Origin of the sequence: Streptomyces sp. RK9 (genome assembly GCF_045070545.1) — a bacterium.
GTDB classification, from domain to species: Bacteria; Actinomycetota; Actinomycetes; order Streptomycetales; family Streptomycetaceae; genus Streptomyces; species Streptomyces alboflavus.
Genome location: NZ_CP173703.1, coordinates 3,436,348 through 3,456,715, shown reverse-complemented (window position 1 = coordinate 3,456,715; position 20,368 = coordinate 3,436,348). Strand labels below are relative to the sequence as shown.

Here is a 20,368-nt window from a genome sequence, read left to right as displayed (position 1 = left end):
CATCGGAACATGACGGTCCTGCCTGACGACGGGCTTTCCCTGGCCGCCGAGTTCCCTGATGCGACCCATGAGCAGTGGCAGCGCCTGGTGGAGGGCGTACTGCGGAAGTCGGGTAAGGACGTATCGGGGGCGGCGGCGGAGGAAGCGCTGTCCACCGCGCTCGAGGACGGGCTCAGCACCCGCCCCCTGTACACCGCCCGTGACGCCGTGGCCGATGTCGGCCATCCGGGTTTCGCCCCGTTCGTACGCGGCGGGCGCGCCGCGGGCGGTGCCGCGACCGGCTGGGACGTACGGCAGCGGCACGCGACAGGCGACCCGGCCCGCACGAACGAATCGATCCTCGCCGACCTCGAGAACGGCGTGACGTCGCTGTGGCTCACCCTCGGCCCCGACGCGCTGCCCGTCTCCGGCCTTGAGCGGGCGCTCGACGGCGTCTACCTGGACCTGGCCCCGATCGTGCTCGACGCCGGAGCCGATGTCGAGCCCGCCGCACGGGAGTTGCTGAGCCTGGTCGAGGCCGCGGGCGTCGCCAAGGACGCGGCGCACGGCAACCTCGGCGCGGACCCGCTGGCGTACGAGGCGCGCACGGGCACGGAGTTGGGCACGGACGCCGCCGTCGATCTCGCGCGGCTGTGCGGCCGTGAGTACGGCGGCCTGCGCGCGCTCACGGTCGACGCCCTGCCGTACCACGAGGCGGGCGGCTCGGCCGCGCAGGAGCTGGGCGCGTCCCTGGCGACGGGCGTGGCCTATCTGCGGCTGCTCACCGGCGCGGGCCTGACCCTGCAAGAGGCGTGCGCCCAGCTGGAGTTCCGGTACGCGGCCACGGCCGACCAGTTCCTGACCATCGCCAAGCTCCGCGCGGCCCGGCGCCTCTGGGCGCGGGTTGCGGAGGCGAGCGGCGACGTCGACGCGGGCGCGCAGCGCCAGCACGCGGTGACCTCGCCGGTGATGATGGCGCGCCGCGACCCGTGGGTGAACATGCTGCGCACGACCGTGGCCTGCCTGAGCGCGGGCGCGGGCGGCGCGGACGCCGTGACGGTGCTGCCGTTCGACCACTCCCTCGGCCTGCCGGACGCGTTCGCGCGCCGCATCGCCCGCAACACCTCGACGATCCTCCTGGAGGAGTCGCACCTGGCGCGGGTCATCGACCCGGCGGGCGGCTCGTACTACGTGGAGCGGCTCACCGCCGAACTGGCGCACGCCGCCTGGGACTTCTTCCAGGAGATCGAGCGCGCGGGCGGCCAGGCGGCGGCCCTGCGCTCCGGCATGCTCGGCGACCGCCTGGCGGCGACCTGGGCGGAGCGCGGCAAGAAGCTCGCCAAGCGCCGCGAACCCATCACGGGGGTCAGCGAGTTCCCGAACCTCGCCGAGAAGCCCGTGGCGCGCGAGAGCGCGCCCGCCGGGCCGACCGGCGGCCTGCCGCGGGTGCGGCGCGACGAGGCGTACGAGGCCCTGCGCGCCCGCTCCGACGCCCACCTCGTCGAGACCGGTGCCCGTCCGAAGGTGTTCCTTGCCGCGCTCGGCCCGGCCGCCGCGCACACCGCCCGCGCCACGTTCGCCTCGAACCTGTTCCAGGCGGGCGGCGTCGAGGCCGTGCACGACCCGGTCTCCGTGGATGCCGCGAGCGCGGCCGACGCCTTCCGGGCCAGTGGCGCGCGCGTCGCCTGCCTGTGCTCCAGCGACGCCCTGTACGAGCAGGAGGCGGCCGCGGTCGCCGCCGCGCTGAAGTCGGCGGGCGCGGAACGGGTATTCCTGGCGGGACGGCCCGGCGAGTTCGGGGATGTCGACGCCTATGTCTTCGCCGGCTGCGACGCCGTGGCCGTGCTCACCTCCACCCTCGACCTCATGGGAGTGGCGCCATGACGATCCCCGACTTCTCCGGCATCGGCCTGGAGCCGGACGCGGCCCCTCGGGGCTCCGCCCAGCAGTGGCGCGCCGCGGTCGAGTCGGCCACCGGCAAGGACGCGGACGACCTGCTGTGGGAGACCCCGGAGGGCATCGCGGTCCAGCCGCTGTACACCGGCGCCGACCTGGAGGGCCTGGACTTCCTCGGCACCTACCCGGGCGTCGCGCCGTATCTGCGCGGCCCGTACCCGACGATGTACGTCAACCAGCCCTGGACGATCCGGCAGTACGCGGGGTTCTCCACCGCGCAGGAGTCCAACGCCTTCTACCGCCGCAACCTGGCGGCGGGCCAGAAGGGCCTGTCGGTCGCGTTCGACCTGCCGACCCACCGCGGCTACGACAGCGACCACCCGCGGGTGACCGGTGACGTCGGCATGGCGGGCGTGGCCATCGACTCGATCTACGACATGCGGCAGCTGTTCGACGGGATCCCGCTGGACAAGATGACGGTGTCGATGACGATGAACGGCGCGGTGCTTCCCGTGCTCGCGCTGTACATCGTCGCCGCCGAGGAGCAGGGCGTGCCGCCGGAGAAGCTGGCGGGGACCATCCAGAACGACATCCTCAAGGAGTTCATGGTCCGCAACACCTACATCTATCCGCCGAAGCCCTCGATGCGGATCATCTCCGACATCTTCTCGTTCACCTCGCAGAAGATGCCGCGCTACAACTCCATCTCGATCTCCGGCTACCACATCCAGGAGGCCGGTGCGACGGCCGACCTGGAGCTGGCGTACACGCTCGCCGACGGCGTGGAGTATCTGCGGGCGGGCCGGGAGGCGGGTCTGGACGTGGACGCGTTCGCGCCGCGCCTGTCGTTCTTCTGGGCGATCGGCATGAACTTCTTCATGGAGGTCGCCAAGCTCCGCGCGGCGCGCCTGCTGTGGGCGAAGCTGGTCAAGCAGTTCGACCCGAAGAACGCCAAGTCCCTCTCGCTGCGCACGCATTCGCAGACCTCGGGCTGGTCGCTCACCGCCCAGGACGTCTTCAACAACGTGACGCGCACCTGCGTGGAGGCGATGGCGGCGACGCAGGGCCACACGCAGTCCCTGCACACGAACGCCCTGGACGAGGCCCTGGCCCTGCCCACGGACTTCTCGGCGCGCATCGCCCGCAACACCCAGCTCCTGCTCCAGCAGGAGTCGGGCACGTGCCGGGTCATCGACCCGTGGGGCGGCAGCGCGTACGTGGAGAAGCTGACGTACGACCTGGCGCGCCGGGCCTGGCAGCACATCCAGGAGGTCGAGGCCGCGGGCGGCATGGCGCAGGCCATCGACGCGGGCATCCCGAAGCTGCGCGTCGAGGAGGCCGCCGCGCGCACGCAGGCCCGCATCGACTCCGGGCGGCAGCCGGTGATCGGCGTGAACAAGTACCGCCCTGAAAGTGGCTCCGGCGACGAGCAGATCGAGGTCCTGAAGGTCGACAACTCCTCGGTGCGGACCCAGCAGATCGAGAAGCTGCGGCGACTGCGCGAGGAGCGCGACGAGGCCGTGTGCCAGGACGCGCTGCGCAAGCTGACCGCGTCGGCCGAGCGCGGCTCGGGCCCCGGCCTGGAGGGCAACCTCCTCGCGCTCGCGGTCGACGCGGCCCGCGCGAAGGCGACGGTCGGCGAGATCTCCGACGCCCTGGAGAAGGCGTACGGGCGGCACGCGGGCCAGATCCGTACGATCTCCGGTGTGTACCGCACCGAAGCAGGCCCGTCGCCGTCCGTGGAGCGCACTCGCGCGCTGGTGAAGTCCTTCGAGGAGGCCGAGGGCCGCCGTCCGCGCATCCTGGTCGCCAAGATGGGCCAGGACGGTCACGACCGCGGCCAGAAAGTCATCGCGACCGCCTTCGCCGACCTGGGCTTCGACGTCGACGTCGGCCCGCTGTTCCAGACGCCCGGAGAGGTGGCGCGGCAGGCCGTCGAGGCGGACGTGCACATCGTCGGCGTGTCCTCGCTGGCGGCGGGACACCTGACGCTGGTCCCCGCGCTGCGCGCGGAGCTGGCCGCCGAGGGCCGCGAGGACATCATGATCGTCGTGGGCGGCGTGATTCCCCCGCAGGACGTCGAGGCTCTGCACGAGGCGGGCGCCGCGGCGGTGTTCCCGCCCGGAACGGTCATCCCGGACGCGGCGTACGACCTGGTGCGGCGGCTCGCCGTCGGGCTCGGCCACGAACTGCCCGGCGAGGCCGCTTCCGGCAGTGGCGAGCTGTGAGCCGCTGAGCCCATGGCACCGAGGATCGATCTCGACACCTATGTGAAGGGCGTACTCGACGGCAAGCGCGCGCACATCGCGCGGGCGATCACGCTCGTGGAGTCCACCAGGGCCGAACACCGCGTGCTCGCCCAGCAGTTGCTGACGCAGTTGCTTCCGCACTCGGGGCGGGCGCGGCGCATCGGCATCAGCGGCGTCCCGGGAGTCGGCAAGTCGACGTTCATCGACGCGCTCGGCACGATGCTGACGTCGATGGGCCACCGCGTCGCGGTGCTCGCCGTCGACCCGTCGTCGTCGCGCACAGGCGGCTCCATCCTGGGCGACAAGACCCGCATGGAGCGCCTTGCGGTGGACCCGATGGCGTTCGTGCGGCCCTCGCCCACGGCGGGGACGCTCGGCGGCGTCGCGAAGGCGACCCGTGAGTCCGTCGTGGTGATGGAGGCGGCCGGGTACGACGTGGTGCTCGTGGAGACCGTCGGCGTCGGCCAGTCCGAGACGGCCGTCGCGAACATGGTCGACACGTTCCTGCTCCTCACCCTGGCCCGCACGGGCGATCAGCTGCAGGGCATCAAGAAGGGCGTCCTGGAGCTGGCCGACGTGATCGCGGTCAACAAGGCGGACGGACCGCACGAACGGGACGCGCGCTCGGCGGCACGGGAGCTGGCGGGCGCCCTGCGGCTCATGCATCCGGCGGACGCCTCCTGGACGCCCCCGGTCCTGAGTTGCAGCGCCCGCGAGTCGAAGGGCCTCGACACTCTCTGGGACCGGCTCGAACAGCATCGCGCGCTCCTGGACTCCACCGGCCGCCTCGCCGCGAAGCGCCGCGACCAGCAGGTCGACTGGACGTGGACGATGGTCCGCGACGAACTCCTCGGCCGGCTGCACGCCCACCCCGACGTGCGGCGCCTCGCACCCGACCTGGAGCAGCGGGTCCGGGAGGGGACGCTGACGGCGACGACGGCGGCGGAGCGGATCCTGGACGCGTTCCAGGGGCCGACCGACGACAACGACAAATCCGACGGCAACGACAAGGAGGGCTCGGCTCAGTGAGTGTCGACGCACCGCCGGTGCTCACGCGGGTCGAGGGCCGCGCGGGCCACATCGTCCTGAACCGGCCCCGCGCCCTGAACGCGCTCGACCACCCCATGGTCCGTCTCGTCGACGAGGCGCTCACCGCGTGGGAGCACGACGACGAGGTCCGCACGGTGGTCGTGACGGGCGCCGGTGAGCGCGGTCTGTGCGCGGGCGGCGACATCCGGGCCGTGCGCGAGGACATCCTCGCGGGCGGCGGCGCGGCGTCGGCGGCTTTCTGGCACGACGAGTACCTGCTCAACGCCCGGATCGCGCGCTACGGCAAGCCGTATGTGGCGGTGATGGACGGGTACGTCATGGGCGGCGGCGTCGGCGTCTCGGCACACGGCGACGTGCGCGTCGTCACCGAGCGGTCCCAGGTCGCCATGCCGGAGACCATCATCGGCTTCGTCCTCGACGTCGGCGCCACGTATCTGCTGACGCGGGCGCCGGGCGAGCTCGGCACGCATCTGGCGCTGACCGGCACGTCGGTGGGCGCGGGCGACGCGCTGCTGTGCGGCCTCGCCGACCACTACGTCCCCTCGGAGCGCCTCACGGACTTCACGGCGGCGCTCGCGGACACCGACGCGGCGGACGCCGTGCGGGCGTTCGCGGCGACCGCCCCGGAGGGCGAACTCGCCGCGCGCCGCGCGTGGATCGACTCCTGCTACGCCGCCGACTCGGTGGAGGAGATCGTCGACCGCCTCCAGTCCTGCGGCGAGCGGGCGGCGAAGGAGACCGCCGAGGTCCTCCTCGCGCGCTCCCCCACCGCGCTGAAGGTCACGCTGGCCGCGCTGCGCCGCTCCCGTGCGCTCGGGTCCCTGGAGGAGGCGCTCGACCAGGAGTACCGCGTGTCGTGTGCCTGTCTGACGGCGCCCGACTTCCCCGAAGGCGTGCGGGCCCAGGTCGTCGACAAGGACCGCGCCCCGAGGTGGGTGCCCGCCGACCTCGCGTCGGTCACGGAGGCGGACGTGGAGCGGTTCTTCGGGCCGGGTGCGTACGGGGAGTTGGGGCTCGGCTCCTGAACGGCGGGCGTGGACGACGGCCGCTCCCACCCGGGCGGCCCCGGCCCGTACTACGGCGGGGCGACCTCCGTGACCACGGCGAGGAGCTGGACCGCGAGGCGCTCGCCCCAGCGGGCCACCCCCACGGCTATCCACTGCCCGTCGGACCGCCACAGGTGGACGTCGGGCACGGACTCGCTGAGTGTGGCCCACGGTTCGGGGACCGGCGCGCCCGAACCGTCGGCCTCCTGGGCCATGACGCGGATGAGGACGCTGGTGAGGCCGAAGGCCCGGGGCGCGCCCCAGCGCTCGGTGAGGAGCGCCCGCAGGGCGTCGCGCTCGGCCTCGCACCGCGCCTCCGTCTCCTCGTGCGCCGTGCCGTCGTCGTCCCACAGCTGGTCGTACGTCGACAGCTCCGCGACGTGGAAGCCGGGTCCGCCGTAGCCGTGCTCCGACCTGCCGGGCGCCCGGGGGAAGTCCCGGGCGCGCAGCAGGTCGATCGCGGCGAGGTGGTCTGCGCTGCTCATGGCATCCAGTAAAGCCGTTGCCACCGACCATTGGCTGTCCGTCAGGCGTCGGACGACTGACGAGGCCTCAGCGGCTGCACGCCTCAGGCGTCCCGCCTCCGCACCGCCCACCACCCGGCGCCCAGCGACGCCACCGCCCACAGCGCCGTCACCCCGAGCCCCGGCCAGGGGCCGAGCATCCCGTCGGGGGCCTCGTGCAGGATCTGCTGCCCGGCCCGGTCGGGCAGGAACTGGGCCGCGCCGCCCGCCATGTCCCCGAGCACGAACGGGACGATCAGGGTGAACGGGATCAGCACGCCGAGCACGACGGCACCGCTGCGCAGCACCGCCGCGAGGCCCGCCGCGAACAGGGCCATCAGCGCCAGGTAGACGCCGCCTCCGACGCACGCGCGCACCGCCCCGGGGTGACCGAGCCCGATGGCGTACTCCCCGAGGAAGGCCTGTCCGCCGAGGAACGTGGTGAAGCTGGTGACGAGCCCCACCAGGAGCGCCGCCGCGCCCAGGACGGCGATCTTCGCGCCGTAGAAGAGGCCGCGGCGCGGCACGGCGGCGAGCGAGACCCGCAGCGCGCCGTTGACGTACTCGGAGCTGACGGCCGTGGCTCCGAAGCTGATGGCGGCGACCTGCCCGAAGTTGAACGCGTAGAAGGCGTCGAAGAGGGGTTCGGCGTCGGCGTTGTCGGCCTCCGCGCGGCCGACGGTGGCGAAGACGAGGACGGTGATGGCGACGGTCGCCACGAACACCGCGACGAGCGAACCGACGCTCCCTCGCAGCGACTTGATCTTGATCCACTCGGAGTGCAGCACGGCGGACGTGGACATCGTCAGGCCTCCTGGAGAGGTGTGGGAGCACTGGAGGACGCGGAGGACGCCGCGGGCGCGGCGGACGCGGAGAACTCCGTCTCGGCGGCGGTGAGGGCGAGGTAGGCCTCCTCCAAGGAGGCCTCCTCGTCGGCGAGTTCGAGGATCGGCACGCCCGCTCCGGCGGCGAGCCTGCCGACCTCCTCGGCCCGGATCCCGTCGACCGTCCAGCGGCCGTCGTCGGCCTCCGCCAGCTCGTGTCCCGCGCGGGCGAGCGCCGCGCGCAGCCGGGCCGGGTCGGTGGTGCGCGCCCGGACCCGCGGGCGGCTGCGGGCCTCGATGAACTCGCGCATCGGGGTGTCCGCGAGCAGCCTGCCGCGGCCGAGGACGACCAGGTGGTCGGCGAACGTCGCGGTCTCGTTCATGAGGTGGCTGGACACCAGGACGGTGCGGCCCTCCCGGGCCAGACCGCGCATCAACTCACGGATCCAGATGATCCCTTCGGGGTCGAGCCCGTTGGACGGCTCGTCCAGGAGCACGACGGCGGGGTCCCCGAGCAGCGCGGCAGCGATCCCGAGGCGCTGCCGCATGCCCAGGGAGTACGTCTTCACCCGGCGCCCCGCGACGGCCGCCAGGCCGGTCTCCTCCAGGACCTCGTCCACGCGCGCCGAGGCGATGCGGTTGCTCACGGCGAGCGCGAGCAGGTGGCTGCGGGCGGTGCGGGAGCCGTGGGCGGCCTGCGCGTCGAGCAGGGCGCCGACCTGGCGGAGCGGTTCGTCGTACGCCGCGTACGGGCGTCCGCCGACGGTCGCGGTCCCGGACGTGGGCCGGTCGAGGCCGAGGACGAGGCGCAACGTGGTGGACTTTCCGGCGCCGTTGGGGCCGAGGAAGCCGGTGACCTGGCCGGGGCGGACGCTGAACGTCACGTCGTCCACCGCGCGGGTGGTGCCGTACTCCTTGGTGAGCTGCTTGACGTCGATGCTGGTCATGGGGACAGCGTCGCGGTGCGGGCGGGTCCGTGGCCTCCCCCGCCCGGGGAGATCGTCTCCCCCGTACGGGGGAGACGTGCCCCGCGCGGGTGCTGGCACGATGACGGCATGCCCCGCTTCCTGCGACCGCTCACCCGCGCGGTCACGTACACCCGTTGGCTGCACGTGCTCGTCGGCTGTGTCGCCGGTCTGACGTGCGCGTCGGTCTACGGCATGTCGGACGCGAGGGTCCTCGACCTGGTCGTGGGGTTCTTCGTCCTGCCGGTCCCGCTGGGGGTCGCGGCCGGTCTGGTGCCGGCGATGCGCAGGGCCGAGGGGCTGCAGGCCCGGCTGATGCTGTTCCCCGGGCCCCACGCACGCGGGGCGTCCGGTCCGCACGAGGCGGAGCCCACCGGTTCCGGTGTCTCCGTCGCCCCGTCGGCGTCCTGGAACGAGCGCCTGCGCACGGCGCTCTGGCTCGTCGTGCGGATCGAGGCGGGATCCGCGACGGGCTTCGTGACCTTCTTCCTCATGGGTCAGACCCTGGCGTCGATCGGCGCGGCGGCGCAGGAGCGCACGACGGACCCGGCGCTGTTCCTCCCCGCGCTCGCCGACGGCCCCTGGTGGACGGACGCGCTGCTCGTACCCGTGCCGCTGCTCGTCCTGCTCGGCTTCGTGGGGGCGGTGGGGCACTCCATGACCGCCGTCGCCGGGCGCCTCCTCGGCCCCTCCCACGCCCAGCGCCTCGCCGCCCTGGAGGAGCGCACCGAGCAGCTCCTTGAACGCAACCGGATCGCCCGCGAACTGCACGACTCCATCGGGCACGCGCTGACCGTCGCCGTGGTGCAGGCGGGCGCCGCCCGGGCCACCGCCGACCCGGCGTTCACCGAGCGCGCCCTGGAGGCCATCGAGGACACCGGCCGGCACGCCCTGGAGGACCTGGAGCGGGTGCTCCGGGTGCTGCGCGAGGACGGCAGGGCCGGGCGGCAGCGGCCGACGCTCGTGGACGCCGACCGGCTCCTGGACTCCGCGCGCACGTCGGGCGTGAAGGTGGACGCCGAGGTGACGGGCCCGGTGGACCGGCTGCCCGGGCCGGTGTCGCGCGAGGGCTACCGCATGCTCCAGGAGTCCCTGACCAACGTCCTGCGGCACGCGGGCCCGGTGCCGGTACGCGTCCGGGTCGCCGCCGACGAGGGCCTGCTCACGCTCGACGTGCGCAACGCCCTGTCGGGGCCCGCGGCACCCACCGGGCGCGGCGGCAGCGGCCTGCGCGGGATCCGCGAGCGGGCGACGCTGCTCGGCGGCCGGGCCCACACGGGACCGCACGACGGCGAGTGGCGGGTCCGCGTCGAACTGCCCCTGACGTAACGGCGGAAAGCCACTGGCCTGCTTCGGCCCGCGGCCTCGGTACTCGGCGTCGGTACGCGGCCTCGGCACTCGGCGTCGCACCGAACAGCTCGTGATCTACGCTGACCGGATGCCGGTCACCGTCCTGCTCGTCGACGACGAGCCCCTCGTCCGCGCGGGTCTGCGCGCCGTCCTGGAGGCGCAGCCCGACATCGAGGTCGTCGGGGAGGCCGCGGACGGCGCCGCCGTGATCCCCCTGGTGCGGGAGCTGCGGCCGGACGTGGTGGCCATGGACGTGCGCATGCCGCTGCTCGACGGCATCGAGGCGACGCGCGCGGTCCTGCGCACGGTCACCGACCCGCCCAAGATCGTCGTCATCACGACCTTCGAGAACGACGAGTACGTGTACGAGGCGCTGCGCGCGGGCGCCGACGGCTTCCTGCTGAAGCGCGCGCGGCCCGCGGAGATCGTGCACGCGGTGCGCCTCGTCGCCGAGGGCGAGTCGCTGCTGTTCCCGGCGGCGGTGCGGGAGCTCGCGGGCTCCCACGGCCGGCAGCGGGGCAATCCGGACGCCCGGGCGGCCCTGGAGCGGGCCGCCCTGACGGGGCGCGAGGAGGAGGTCCTGCGGCTCATGGCGCGCGGTCTGTCGAACGCGGAGATCGCGGCGCGCCTCGTCGTCGGCACCGAGACCGTGAAGTCGCATGTGAGCTCGCTGCTCGCGAAGCTCGGGGCGCGCGACCGGACCCAGGCCGTGATCACGGCGTACGAATCCGGTTTCGTCGCGCCGGGCTGAAGCGGCCCCCTGCCGGGCGGCCTGATCGGCACTCGCCCCGATCGGTGGCTTCCGAGTACTCTTCGCCCATCATGCGCATGGGATGGAAGGACGGACGTTGGGGCGGCTGACCGGCGGAGATCCTTCTCTGCTACGGCGGATCAACTCCGCGGTCGTGCTGCACGCGCTGCGTGCGGCGGATTTCGCGACACTCACCGAGATCACCCGGGTGACGGGGCTTTCGCGGCCCACCGTCGAGGGCGTGGTCGAGGGGCTCAGCGAGGCCGGGCTCGTCGTGGAGACGGACGCGGACGAGGGCGGCGCGAGACGGCAGGGCCGACCGGCGCGGAAGTTCCGGTTCCGGGCGGAGGCGGGACATCTGCTCGGTCTGGAGATCGGTCCGCACCGCGTCGCCGCCGTGCTGTCCGACCTCGACGGCAAGATCCTCGGGACGGCGGCGAAGGACGTGTCGGAGACGGCGTCCGCCGACGAGCGCCTGGAGCGGATGCGGGGTGCCGTCGCCGACCTGCTGCGCCGTGCGGGCGTCTCACGCGGCTCGCTGCGCGCCGTCGGCGTCGGCAGCCCGGGGATCGTGGAGGCCGACGGTTCGGTGCGGCTGAGCACGGCGCTGCCGGGCTGGACGGGGCTGCCGCTGGGCGAGCGGCTGCGGCGCTCCTTCAAGTGCCCGGTCCTGGTGGAGAACGACGCGAACGCGGCGGCGGTCGCCGAGCACTGGAAGGGCGCGGCGACGGAGTCGGACGACGTGGTGTTCGTCCTGGCCGGGCTGAGCCCGGGTGCCGGTTCGCTGATCGGCGGGCGGCTGCACCGGGGGTACGGCGGCGCGGCGGGCGAGATCGGCGCGCTGCATCTGCTGGGCCGCGAGGTGACGCCGGAGACGCTGCTCTCGACCACGGACGAGCCGCTGCACCCGCTGGACGAGCAGGCGGTCGCGGAGGTCTTCGCGCATGCGCGTGAGGGCGACGAGCGTGCCCTTGCCGCGGTCGACCGTTTCATCCGCCGCCTGGTGCACGACGTGGCCGCGCTGGTCCTCGCGCTCGACCCGGAGCTGGTCGTGGTGGGCGGCTGGGCGGCGGGCCTCGACGGCGTCCTGGAGCCGCTGCACCAGGAGCTGGCGCGCTACTGCCTGCGGCCGCCCCGGGTGACGCTGTCGATGCTCGGCGAGGCGGCGGTGGCGACGGGCGCGCTGCGGCTCGCGCTCGACCACGTGGAGGAGGAGCTGTTCGCGGTGGAGGGCACGGTGACCGCGCGGCAGTAGGGTGCGGCGGCGCCGTCAGGTGCCGCCGGAAGACAGCAGGACATCGTGAAGGCGGGGCCTTCCTCTCGATCCGTCGAGAGGAAGGCCCCGCCTTCACGATGTCCTGCTGTCTGCTGTCCTGCTGCCCTGCCGCTTCTTGCCGCTCAGGAAGCCTGCTGCTCCGGCCCGTGGTGGATCTCGACCGCGCCCTGGTCGCCGAACGTGAGGCGGCAGGTGTCCGCGCGGTACGTCGCCATGGAGAGCGCGGCCGTGCGCCCGCCGGCGAGGAAGCGCGTGGTGACGACCAGGACCGGGGCGCCGGGCAGGCGGTCCAGGGCCTTGGCGTCGTCCGCGCGGGCGGAGCCGAGCTCGACGGAGCGGTCCTGGCCCTCCAGGGCGAGGCGGCCGAGCTCGCGCAGCACGGCACGCGCGCGTGCGGCGCCCGCGGGGGCGTCGATCGCGGTGAGGTCGGGGACGGAGCCCGCCGGGACGTACAGCAGCTCGGCGGCCACGGGCTGGCCGTGGGAGACACGGGTGCGGCGCACCGTGTGCACCGGCTCGTCCGGGTCGATGTCCAGGGCGCGGGCCACCTCGGCGGGCGCGGGCGCCAGCTCGCTGTCCGCGGGCTGCCAGGCGTCCCCGGCCGCGCCGGGCCAGGTGCCCTGGGCGGAGCCGACGGCCACGCCCATCCGGGGCGGGGCGACGGTCGTGCCGACGCCGCGGCGGCGCTGCAGGCGTCCTTCCAGCTCGAGCTGCTCCAGTGCCTGGCGGAGCGTCGCGCGGGCGACGCCGAACCGGGCGGCGAGGTCGCGTTCGTTGGGCAGGATCTCGCCCACGGCGAACTCGGAGTCCAGTGCTTCGCTGAGCACGGTCTTGAGGTGCCAGTACTTCGGCTCCGGCACCGATTCCAGCTGCGTGGTCCCCACCCTGTCCTCCGCAATCGCCGTGCGCAGGCGGCTTTTTCGCGCCTTGTTTATTAAAGGTTCCTGCACTATCTCAGCGACGATAGAGCCGCGCTCACCCTTGGTCAAGACCAATCCTGAGTCCGTTACAGCCCGCAGTGAAGTGGTGCCACAGAGCATTCACGCGCTGTTCGCGCGTGGTCGACACCTGACGGGCGGGCGTGACGCAATCCGATACGTCCCCACCGGGCGCGCACACGGCACAGCCCCCGCCCGGTGCACGGGCGGGGGCTGTTTCGCGCGGAGGGGCGCGCTAGACGCCGAGCCCCCCGAGCTTGTCCGGATTCCGCACGATGTACACGCGCTGGATACGTCCGTCGGAGATCTCCAGCTGGATGACGCTGTCGGGCTTGCCGTCGGCGAAGAAGAGGACGGACTCGACTCCGTTGACCTCCAGGTGGCGGATCTCGAAGTCGGTGTGCTCCGCGAGGCCCTTGCGCGCCGCGCCCACGATGAAGCGGCCCACCTTGTCGGCGGACTCGACGACCCGCAGGGGCGCCCTGACCTTGCCGCCGCTGTCGCCCACCAGGTCGGCGTCCGGCGCGAGCACCGACATCAGCCCCTCCAGGTCGCCGTCCACGGCGGCGGCGAGGAAGCGCTCGGTGAGGTCACGGCGCTCGGCCGGGTCGACCTCGAAGCGCGGGCGCCCCTCCTCCACGTGCTTGCGGGCACGCCCGGCGAGCTGGCGCACGGCGGCCTCGCTGCGGTCGAGCGTCTCGGCGATCTCCGCGTACGGGAATCCGAAGGCCTCGCGCAGCACGAACACCGCGCGCTCCAGCGGCGACAGGGACTCCAGGACGACGAGGACGGCGAGCGACACGGAGTCGGCGAGCACGGCCTTCTCGGCGGTGTCGGGCACGGTCGGCCCGAAGTCGGTGACCAGCGGCTCGGGCAGCCAGGGCCCGACGTACGACTCGCGGCGCGACTGCGCGTGGCGCAGCCGGTCGATGGCGAGGCGGGTGGTGATCCGCACCAGGTAGGCGCGTGGTTCGCGCACGTCCTCGCGCTCGCCGGCGGACCAGCGCAGCCAGGCGTCCTGGACGACGTCCTCGGCGTCGGCCACCCGCCCGAGCATGCGGTAGGCGACGCCCATGAGGACGGGCCGGTGCTCTTCGAAGACGTCGGTCGCGATATCGGTAGCCACGACTCCATCCCAGCCGACGGATCTGCTGGTGTCCACCTCCGTCGGCCAAGCCGACGAGGATCACACCGGGCCCCCGGCGGACCCGGCTCCGGACCCGGTGGCAAGTCGGTGACGCCGCACCCTTGAAGTCGACGCTACTGAGCGGTAATTGTTGCTGACAAGGTGTCTAAGTCAGGAGCAGTCATGGCCGCACGGGTGGCAGGGTCCGCAGAGGCCGCAGAGGTGTCGTTCAGCGTCGATGCGCCCCGCGGGCCGCGCTCGGTGACGGTCTCCTACCAGCGCTCGGGCACCGGGGCCCCGCTGCTCCTGCTGCACGGCATCGGCCACCACCGCCAGGCCTGGGACCCCGTCGTCGGCATACTCGCGGCCGAGCGGGACGTGATCGCCGTGGACCTGCCCGGCTTCGGCGCCTCCCCGGCGCTGCCGGACGGACTCGCGTACGACCTGTCGACGGTGGTGCCCACGCTGCACGCCCTGTGCGGGGCCCTGGGCGTCGAACGGCCGCATGTGGCGGGCAACTCGCTGGGCGGCCTGCTCGCGCTCGAACTGGGCCGGGAGAAGCTCGTACGGTCCGTCACCGCGCTGTCCCCCGCCGGGTTCTGGAGCGAGGCGGAGCGCCGGTACGCCTTCTCGACGCTGCGCGCCATGCACGGGATCGCGCGCCGCATGCCCCTGCCGATGATCGAGCGCCTCTCCCGGAGCGCGGTCGGCAGGACCGCGCTCACCAGCACCATCTACGCCCACCCCGGCCACCGTTCGCCGGAGGCGGTGGTCGCGGAGACGCTGGCGCTGCGCGGGGCCACCGGCTTCCACGAGACGCTGGCCGCAGGGCGGGACGTGCGCTTCCGCGACGACGTGCCGGGGCTGCCGGTCACCGTCGCCTGGGGCACCCGCGACCGGCTGCTGCTGCGCCGCCAGGGCATCCGGGCCAAGCACGCCATCCCCGGGGCCCGGCTCGTGCGGCTGCCCGGGTGCGGGCACGTCCCGATGCACGACGACCCGGCCCGGGTGGCGCGGGTCATCCTCGACACCAGCCGCTGACCTCGACGGGCGGGCGCGGGCCGAAGGCCTCCCGAGGCTCAGGGACCTCGGGAGCCGGGCCACGCGCGCGTGCTGAGCTCGGACCACGCGCGCATACCGAGTCGGACCTCGCGCGCGTACCGAGTCGGACCTCGCGCGCGCGTTGAGCACCGGGTACCGGTGCTCGGCACGCGCGAAACCGGTGTCCGGCGCGGCTGTTCCCCTCGTCCCATGGGCGGTTGTTCACTTGTGGTTCGCGTGGGCGCCGTGGCGCAGCAGTACACGTGGCACTGCACATCCGATCGATTCGCCGTCCCTGGAGGCGTCTTCATGTCACACCGTCCGTCGAGCCCGTCCCCGCGCCGCCGCAGTCTGCTGCGCGGTTCGCTCGTCGTGCCCGCGGCACTCACCGTGCCCGCGCTGTCCGGCGCGGCCCCGGCGCTGGCCCTGCGGGGGCGCCCGAGCGCCGACTGGGGGGTGCAGGCCGGTGACGTGGGCGCGCACTCGGGGCTCGTGTGGGTGCGCTCCGACCGGCCCGCCCGCATGATCGTGGAGACGTCCGCCACGGAGTCGTTCCGGCGGCCGACCCGCTGGCACGGCCCGCTGCTCGGCCCCCGCACCGACTTCACCGGCACCACGCGCCTGCGCGGGCTGCCCTCCGGCGAGCAGATCCACTACCGCGTACTCCTGGCCGACCCCGACGACCCGCGCCGCACGGGAAAACCGGTGACCGGCACGTTCCGCACGACCTCGCTCAGACGCCGGGACGACGTGCGCTTCCTGTGGTCGGGGGACATCGCGGGCCAGGGCTGGGGCATCAACCCGGAGCTCGGCGGCTGGCGGGTCTACGAGGAGATGCGCGGCCGCAACCCCGACTTCTTCCTCTGCAGCGGTGACAACATCTACGCCGACGGGCCCATCCAGGCGAGCGTCAAGCTGCCCGACGGCCGGGTGTGGAAGAACATCACCACTCCGGAGAAGTCGAAGGTCGCCGAGACCCTCGCGGAGTTCCGCGGCAACTTCCGCTACAACCTGCTCGACGAGCACGTACGCCGGTTCAACGCCCAGGTGCCGTCCATCGTGCAGTGGGACGACCACGAGGTGCGCAACAACTGGTACCCCGGGCAGATCCTGGAGGACCCGCGCTACACGGAGAAGGACGTCGACGTCCTCGCGGGGCGCTCGCTGCGGGCGTTCAGCGAGTACTACCCGATCTCCACGCAGCGCCCCGGCGACCGCGACGGTCGGGTGTACCGGGTGCTCAGGCACGGCCCGCTCCTCGATGTGTTCGTGCTCGACATGCGCACGTACCGCAACGCCAACTCGCCGAACCGGCAGCCCGAGGACGCCACCGGCATCCTGGGCGCCGAGCAGCTCGCCTGGCTGAAGCGGGAGCTGTCGCGCTCGCGCGCGGTGTGGAAGGTCATCGCCTCCGACATGCCGCTCGGCCTGGTGGTCGGGGACGGCCAGACGAACTTCGAGGCCGTCGCGCAGGGCGACCCGGGCGCGCCGCTCGGCCGTGAGCTGCAGATCGCCGAGCTGCTCCGGCACATCAAGCACCGCCGGATCACGGGCACGGTGTGGCTGACGGCCGATGTGCACTACACCTCGGCGCAGCACTACGACCCCTCGCGCGCCGCCTTCAAGGACTTCGCGCCGTTCTGGGAATTCGTCTCCGGGCCGCTCGCCGCGGGCGGTTTCCCGGCCGTGAAACTCGATGGAACCTTCGGCCCGGACCAGACGTTCGTCAAGGCGCCGGACCGTGCCAACACATCGCCGGCGGAGACACCGCCCTACTACGGAGAGGTGGACATCGACGGCGACAGCGGCGAGTTGACGGTGCGACTGCGGCAGCAGGGCGGAGGCGTGCTCTTCACCAAGGTGCTGCAGCCGGGACGCGTGGGCCAGTGACGACCCGCGCGGGTGCGGACCGGCCACCTCCGGTCGGCACCCGCGCGGACCGTTGCGGGCATACGGGGGACAGCAACGGACAACCGGGGTGAGCAAAGAGTAATGAAACGGACAGAACCGCTCTTAACCCATCAGTCACAAACCGTTCGTGATCACGCAACACCCTTCGGCCAGAGTGACTGCATGAGTGCTGACATGTCTGATGTGACGCGCAAGAGGCACGGCAGGCCGGTACACCACTGGCGCCGGGACCTCGTCGAACTCGCCGCCCTGTTCACGGCCGTGGCCGTGGCGGACGCGGTGGCCAATCTCGTGGGGCACGGCCCGGACGGGCCCGAGCTCCTCCTGGTGTCCGCCGTGATCCTGGCGGCCACGGCCGGGTTCCACACATGGTGGGCACGGCGCCACACGCATGCGCCGCCGGACGCGGACGGACCCGATACGGGCACCCGGTCGCTCCCGGCCCAGGACCGGACCGGGGACACCACCGACACCGACACCACGACTGCCACAGCCGCCACGATCGCACCGGGAGCCACCGGCGCGGCGGCCGGTCCACGGCCCGAGCCGACGACGCTGTGGCGCATGCGCACGACCGTGCGCGACGCCCCCGGCTCGCTCGCCGTGCTGTGCACGGCGCTTGCGGGGGACGGCGTCGACATCCTGAGCCTGCAGACCCACCCGCTGGCCGACGGCACGGTCGACGAGTTCCTGCTGCGGGCCCCGGCGGCGCTGCCCGCCGCCGACCTCACCCGCACGGTCTCGCGCGCGGGCGGCTCCAGCACCTGGGTCGAGCGGGCCGACGCCCACGACCTGGTGGACGCGCCGACCCGGATCCTCGGCCTTGCCACGCGCACGGCCCTGGACGCGGCGGAACTGCCGCTCGCACTGCGCCAGTTGCTCGGCCGGTGCACCATCCGTTCCCTGCCCGCCAAGGCGGCTCGGACGGAGCGGGCACAGGAGGAGGCGCCCGTCGAGGGCGTCCTCGACGGGACCGTGCTGCGGCTGCCGGCCCCCGAGGGCGGAGTGATCACGGTCGAGCGCCCCTATCTCCCGTTCACCCCCACGGAGTTCGCCCGCGCGCGGGCACTCGTGGAGCTGGACACCCGGCTCGGCCCGCGCATCCCGCGCGGCCAGGACGTCCTGACCCTCCCCGAGGGCAGCGACATCACGGTGAGCCGCGCCGACACGGGCGACCTCGACGCCGCCAAGGACATGCACGAGCGCTGCTCGAAGCGCACCCTGAGCATGCGCTACCACGGCCCGGTCAACGACGCCGACCGCTATCTCAACCACCTCCTGAGCCCGCGCTTCGGCCGCACGCTCGCCGCGCGCACCGCGTCCGGCCGCGTCGTCGGCCTCGGCCATCTGCTGTGGGACGGCGACGAGACGGAGATCGCGCTGCTCGTCGAGGACGACTGGCAGCGCCGCGGCATCGGCGGCGAACTGCTCGGCCGGCTGGTCTCGATGGCGATCGAGGCGGGCTGCGAGAGCGTGTACGCGGTCACGCAGTCGTCCAACACCGGCATGGTCGCCGCGATGCGCGGTCTGCGCCTCCCCCTGGACTTCCAGATCGAGGAGGGCACGCTCGTCATCACCGCCCGCCTCGACGCCACACCGGTGCGGTCGCAACTGCCGTACGACAGCCACCAGTAGCGTCCAGGGTCACCGGGAAAGCCCCGGCGGTCCGGGGCCGCCGAAGAGCCCGGCCGCGCAAGACGCCCGCACCTCCCGCCTCGCGCGGTCGGGGTGCGGGCGTCCGCCGTACGGGACCCTCAGTCCCCCGCGCCCGGGTTCCGCCCCGCGCCTGCCGGGGCCACGAGGTAGGAGGCGGCCATGTCCTTGTCCCCGTGTCCGGCGTCGGCCGCGCGCCGGAACCGGGCGAGTCCGGCCGCGCCGACATCGACCGCGACCCCCGCCGACTCCGCCGCCGCCACGACGAGTTCCGCGTCCTTGACGGAGTTGCTCACGGAGAAGCTTGCCGTGTAGTCGCCCGCGCGGATCGCGGCGGCCTTGGCCTGGAAGAACGGGCTGTCCAGCGGGCCGCCCGCGACCGCGTCGACGACGAGCGCCGGGTCCACGCCCAACGCCTCGGCCAGGGCGAGGCTTTCGGCGGCGCCGTGCGTGAGGGCGAACACGAGGCTGTTCAGGGCGAGCTTGAGACGGCTGGCCGCGCCGGGCTCGTCGGAGACCCAGACCGTGCGCGAGCCGATCGCGTCGAACACGAGCCGGGCGAGCTCCAGCGGCTCCCCGGCGGTTCGCGGCCCGGAGGCGAGGACCACCAGCGCGCCGTTCTCCGCGGGCTGCCTGGTGCCCTGCACCGGCGCGTCGTACAGCACGAGCCCGTACGCGTCCGCGAGCCGCGCCAACTCGTCGATCTCCTCCGCGCCGACCGTGCTCAGCTGCACCCACGCCGCGCCTTCGGCCAGCGCGGGGGCGGCCGCCGCCAGCGCCTCGCGCACGGCGGGGCCGTCCTTGAGGACGGTCACGACGACGTCGGCGCCCGCCACCGCCTCGGCCGGGGTGTCGCACACCACGAGACCGTCGTGGGCGGCGAGGGGCTCCGCCCTCGCGCGGGTCCTGTTCCAGACGCGCACCGCGAAGTGCGCGCGCAGATGGCGCGCCACTGGTGCGCCGATGATCCCGGTGCCGAGTACGGCGACCTTCTTCTGCGCCATGTGCGTCCTCCTCGAAGAAACTGTCATAATTGACCGATCGTTCTTGTATTGAGGCGTGAGAATCCGTCGCCCGGGCACGGTGCGCCAGGGCGGGGAGAGTCGGGGCGGTGACCGCCCGTGCCAACGGCGCCTACGCCAGCAGCGCCAGCGCCTGGTGCGCCGCCGCCCGCACGCGGGCCTCGCCGCCGGAGACCTTGCCGACCACCCTCATGCCCTGGAGCAGGACGAGCAGCATGCGGGCGAGGGCGCGCGGATCGCGGTCCTCGGGGATCTCGCCCTGGGCCCGCGCGCGGGTGAGCGCGGCGTGCAGCAGGGTCTCGAACTGCTCCCAGTTCAGCTCGACCCGGCGGTCGGCCGCGGGGTCGTGCGGGGCCAGCTCCGCCGCCGTGTTGGTGACGAAGCAGCCCGCACGGCCGGTGTCCGGCGCGGACGACTCGGCGACGAACCGGTCGAGCAGGGCGCGGACCCCCACCAGCGCGGGGCCGGGCCGGGAGAGCTCGTCGAGCAGCAGCGGATCGTTCAGTTCCGTATAGCGGTCCATGGCCTTCAGATACAGCTCGCGCTTGTTGCCGAAGGTCGCGTAGATGCTGGCGCGGCCGATGCCGAGGTGCTCGACGAGGTCCGCCATGGACGTCGCCTCGTAGCCACGGCTCCAGAACAGGTCGAGCGCGGCCCTGAGCGCGGCGTCGGGGTCGAATTCCTTGGTCCTCGCCATACGGCAGACGCTAACCCCAACTGGAACGACCGGTCAACTAAAGGACGGATGATCGCCGTCGCGCCCCGTGCGGCCCCGACGCGCCAGTGAC

Annotated in this window: 17 protein-coding genes; 10 read left to right on the top strand and 7 right to left on the bottom strand. The window is 73.4% G+C overall.

The genetic code is table 11. From position 1 onward, the window contains the following. Positions 1-9: 9 nt before the first annotated feature. The 4 genes from mutA to AB6L24_RS14205 are packed head-to-tail and all read left to right on the top strand — an operon-like array spanning position 10 to position 6,199. On the top strand, positions 10-1,863 hold the full coding sequence (mutA, locus tag AB6L24_RS14220) for a methylmalonyl-CoA mutase small subunit (RefSeq protein ID WP_405655493.1): 1,854 nt from the start codon (positions 10-12) through the stop codon (positions 1,861-1,863). Beyond that, complete coding sequence (gene scpA / locus AB6L24_RS14215; RefSeq protein ID WP_405655491.1) at positions 1,860-4,103, top strand: methylmalonyl-CoA mutase; 2,244 nt, start codon at positions 1,860-1,862, stop codon at positions 4,101-4,103. Before mutA ends, scpA begins: the two co-directional genes overlap by 4 nt. A 12-nt stretch (positions 4,104-4,115) precedes the next feature. Then, the gene (gene meaB, locus AB6L24_RS14210; protein ID WP_405655489.1) at positions 4,116-5,153 is read left to right on the top strand and encodes a methylmalonyl Co-A mutase-associated GTPase MeaB; all 1,038 of its coding nucleotides are present in this window, start codon (positions 4,116-4,118) and stop codon (positions 5,151-5,153) included. Next, positions 5,150-6,199, top strand: coding sequence for an enoyl-CoA hydratase/isomerase family protein (locus AB6L24_RS14205; RefSeq protein ID WP_405655488.1), 1,050 nt, complete (start codon positions 5,150-5,152; stop codon positions 6,197-6,199). Before meaB ends, AB6L24_RS14205 begins: the two co-directional genes overlap by 4 nt. Positions 6,200-6,249: 50 nt before the next feature. Here AB6L24_RS14205 and AB6L24_RS14200 read toward each other — a convergent pair whose 3' ends face one another. From AB6L24_RS14200 to AB6L24_RS14190, 3 genes are all read right to left on the bottom strand, one after another. After that, the gene (locus AB6L24_RS14200) at positions 6,250-6,705 is read right to left on the bottom strand and encodes a hypothetical protein (RefSeq protein ID WP_405655486.1); all 456 of its coding nucleotides are present in this window, start codon (positions 6,703-6,705) and stop codon (positions 6,250-6,252) included. Between the two features lie 83 nt (positions 6,706-6,788). Then, positions 6,789-7,526 (bottom strand): ABC transporter permease, encoded by a 738-nt coding sequence (locus AB6L24_RS14195; protein WP_405655484.1) that lies wholly within the window; start codon positions 7,524-7,526, stop codon positions 6,789-6,791. Positions 7,527-7,528: 2 nt separating this feature from the next. Continuing rightward, positions 7,529-8,494 carry an ABC transporter ATP-binding protein gene (locus AB6L24_RS14190; RefSeq protein ID WP_405655482.1) on the bottom strand — a complete coding sequence of 322 codons (966 nt, stop codon included), beginning with the start codon at positions 8,492-8,494 and terminating at the stop codon, positions 7,529-7,531. Positions 8,495-8,602: 108 nt separating this feature from the next. On the opposite strand from AB6L24_RS14190, the gene AB6L24_RS14185 reads away from it, so the two are divergent. The 3 genes from AB6L24_RS14185 to AB6L24_RS14175 all read left to right on the top strand — a co-directional run bounded on the left by AB6L24_RS14185 (position 8,603) and on the right by AB6L24_RS14175 (position 11,868). After that, entirely contained in the window at positions 8,603-9,841 is a 1,239-nt protein-coding gene (locus AB6L24_RS14185; RefSeq protein WP_405655480.1) for a sensor histidine kinase, read from the top strand. Between the two features lie 109 nt (positions 9,842-9,950). After that, on the top strand, positions 9,951-10,613 hold the full coding sequence (locus AB6L24_RS14180; RefSeq protein WP_385718928.1) for a response regulator: 663 nt from the start codon (positions 9,951-9,953) through the stop codon (positions 10,611-10,613). A 97-nt stretch (positions 10,614-10,710) separates the two neighbouring features. Further along, entirely contained in the window at positions 10,711-11,868 is a 1,158-nt protein-coding gene (locus tag AB6L24_RS14175) for an ROK family transcriptional regulator (protein ID WP_405657159.1), read from the top strand. Between the two features lie 143 nt (positions 11,869-12,011). Here the strand turns inward: AB6L24_RS14175 and AB6L24_RS14170 are convergent, their stop codons facing one another. Further along, positions 12,012-12,773, bottom strand: a complete 762-nt coding sequence (locus AB6L24_RS14170; protein ID WP_380834158.1) for a GntR family transcriptional regulator — start codon at positions 12,771-12,773, stop codon at positions 12,012-12,014. A 289-nt stretch (positions 12,774-13,062) separates the two neighbouring features. Next, on the bottom strand, positions 13,063-13,953 hold the full coding sequence (locus AB6L24_RS14165) for an RNA polymerase sigma-70 factor (RefSeq protein WP_405655477.1): 891 nt from the start codon (positions 13,951-13,953) through the stop codon (positions 13,063-13,065). 183 nt (positions 13,954-14,136) lie between these two features. Between AB6L24_RS14165 and AB6L24_RS14160 the strand changes: the two genes are divergently transcribed. The 3 genes from AB6L24_RS14160 to AB6L24_RS14150 all read left to right on the top strand — a co-directional run bounded on the left by AB6L24_RS14160 (position 14,137) and on the right by AB6L24_RS14150 (position 18,540). Then, positions 14,137-14,994, top strand: coding sequence for an alpha/beta fold hydrolase (locus AB6L24_RS14160; protein ID WP_405655475.1), 858 nt, complete (start codon positions 14,137-14,139; stop codon positions 14,992-14,994). Positions 14,995-15,303: 309 nt separating this feature from the next. Next, positions 15,304-16,884 carry an alkaline phosphatase D family protein gene (locus tag AB6L24_RS14155; RefSeq protein WP_380858330.1) on the top strand — a complete coding sequence of 527 codons (1,581 nt, stop codon included), beginning with the start codon at positions 15,304-15,306 and terminating at the stop codon, positions 16,882-16,884. A gap of 195 nt (positions 16,885-17,079) precedes the next feature. Then, a complete protein-coding gene (locus AB6L24_RS14150; protein WP_405655473.1) occupies positions 17,080-18,540 on the top strand; it encodes a GNAT family N-acetyltransferase in 1,461 nt (486 codons plus the stop codon). Between the two features lie 119 nt (positions 18,541-18,659). On the opposite strand, the gene AB6L24_RS14145 is transcribed toward AB6L24_RS14150, so the two are convergent. Then, positions 18,660-19,562, bottom strand: coding sequence for an NAD(P)-dependent oxidoreductase (locus AB6L24_RS14145; RefSeq protein ID WP_405655471.1), 903 nt, complete (start codon positions 19,560-19,562; stop codon positions 18,660-18,662). 130 nt (positions 19,563-19,692) lie between these two features. Further along, complete coding sequence (locus AB6L24_RS14140) at positions 19,693-20,277, bottom strand: TetR/AcrR family transcriptional regulator (RefSeq protein WP_405655469.1); 585 nt, start codon at positions 20,275-20,277, stop codon at positions 19,693-19,695. Positions 20,278-20,368: the final 91 nt, after the last annotated feature.

Coding starts and splice junctions, on each gene's coding strand:
- mutA (WP_405655493.1), top strand. CDS start 10: ATGACGGTCCTGCCTGACGACGGGCTTTCCCTGGCCGCCGAGTTCCCT.
- scpA (WP_405655491.1), top strand. CDS start 1,860: ATGACGATCCCCGACTTCTCCGGCATCGGCCTGGAGCCGGACGCGGCC.
- meaB (WP_405655489.1), top strand. CDS start 4,116: ATGGCACCGAGGATCGATCTCGACACCTATGTGAAGGGCGTACTCGAC.
- AB6L24_RS14200 (WP_405655486.1), bottom strand. CDS start 6,705: ATGAGCAGCGCAGACCACCTCGCCGCGATCGACCTGCTGCGCGCCCGG.
- AB6L24_RS14195 (WP_405655484.1), bottom strand. CDS start 7,526: ATGTCCACGTCCGCCGTGCTGCACTCCGAGTGGATCAAGATCAAGTCG.
- AB6L24_RS14190 (WP_405655482.1), bottom strand. CDS start 8,494: ATGACCAGCATCGACGTCAAGCAGCTCACCAAGGAGTACGGCACCACC.
- AB6L24_RS14185 (WP_405655480.1), top strand. CDS start 8,603: ATGCCCCGCTTCCTGCGACCGCTCACCCGCGCGGTCACGTACACCCGT.
- AB6L24_RS14180 (WP_385718928.1), top strand. CDS start 9,951: ATGCCGGTCACCGTCCTGCTCGTCGACGACGAGCCCCTCGTCCGCGCG.
- AB6L24_RS14160 (WP_405655475.1), top strand. CDS start 14,137: ATGGCCGCACGGGTGGCAGGGTCCGCAGAGGCCGCAGAGGTGTCGTTC.
- AB6L24_RS14155 (WP_380858330.1), top strand. CDS start 15,304: ATGTCACACCGTCCGTCGAGCCCGTCCCCGCGCCGCCGCAGTCTGCTG.
- AB6L24_RS14150 (WP_405655473.1), top strand. CDS start 17,080: ATGTCTGATGTGACGCGCAAGAGGCACGGCAGGCCGGTACACCACTGG.
- AB6L24_RS14145 (WP_405655471.1), bottom strand. CDS start 19,562: ATGGCGCAGAAGAAGGTCGCCGTACTCGGCACCGGGATCATCGGCGCA.
- AB6L24_RS14140 (WP_405655469.1), bottom strand. CDS start 20,277: ATGGCGAGGACCAAGGAATTCGACCCCGACGCCGCGCTCAGGGCCGCG.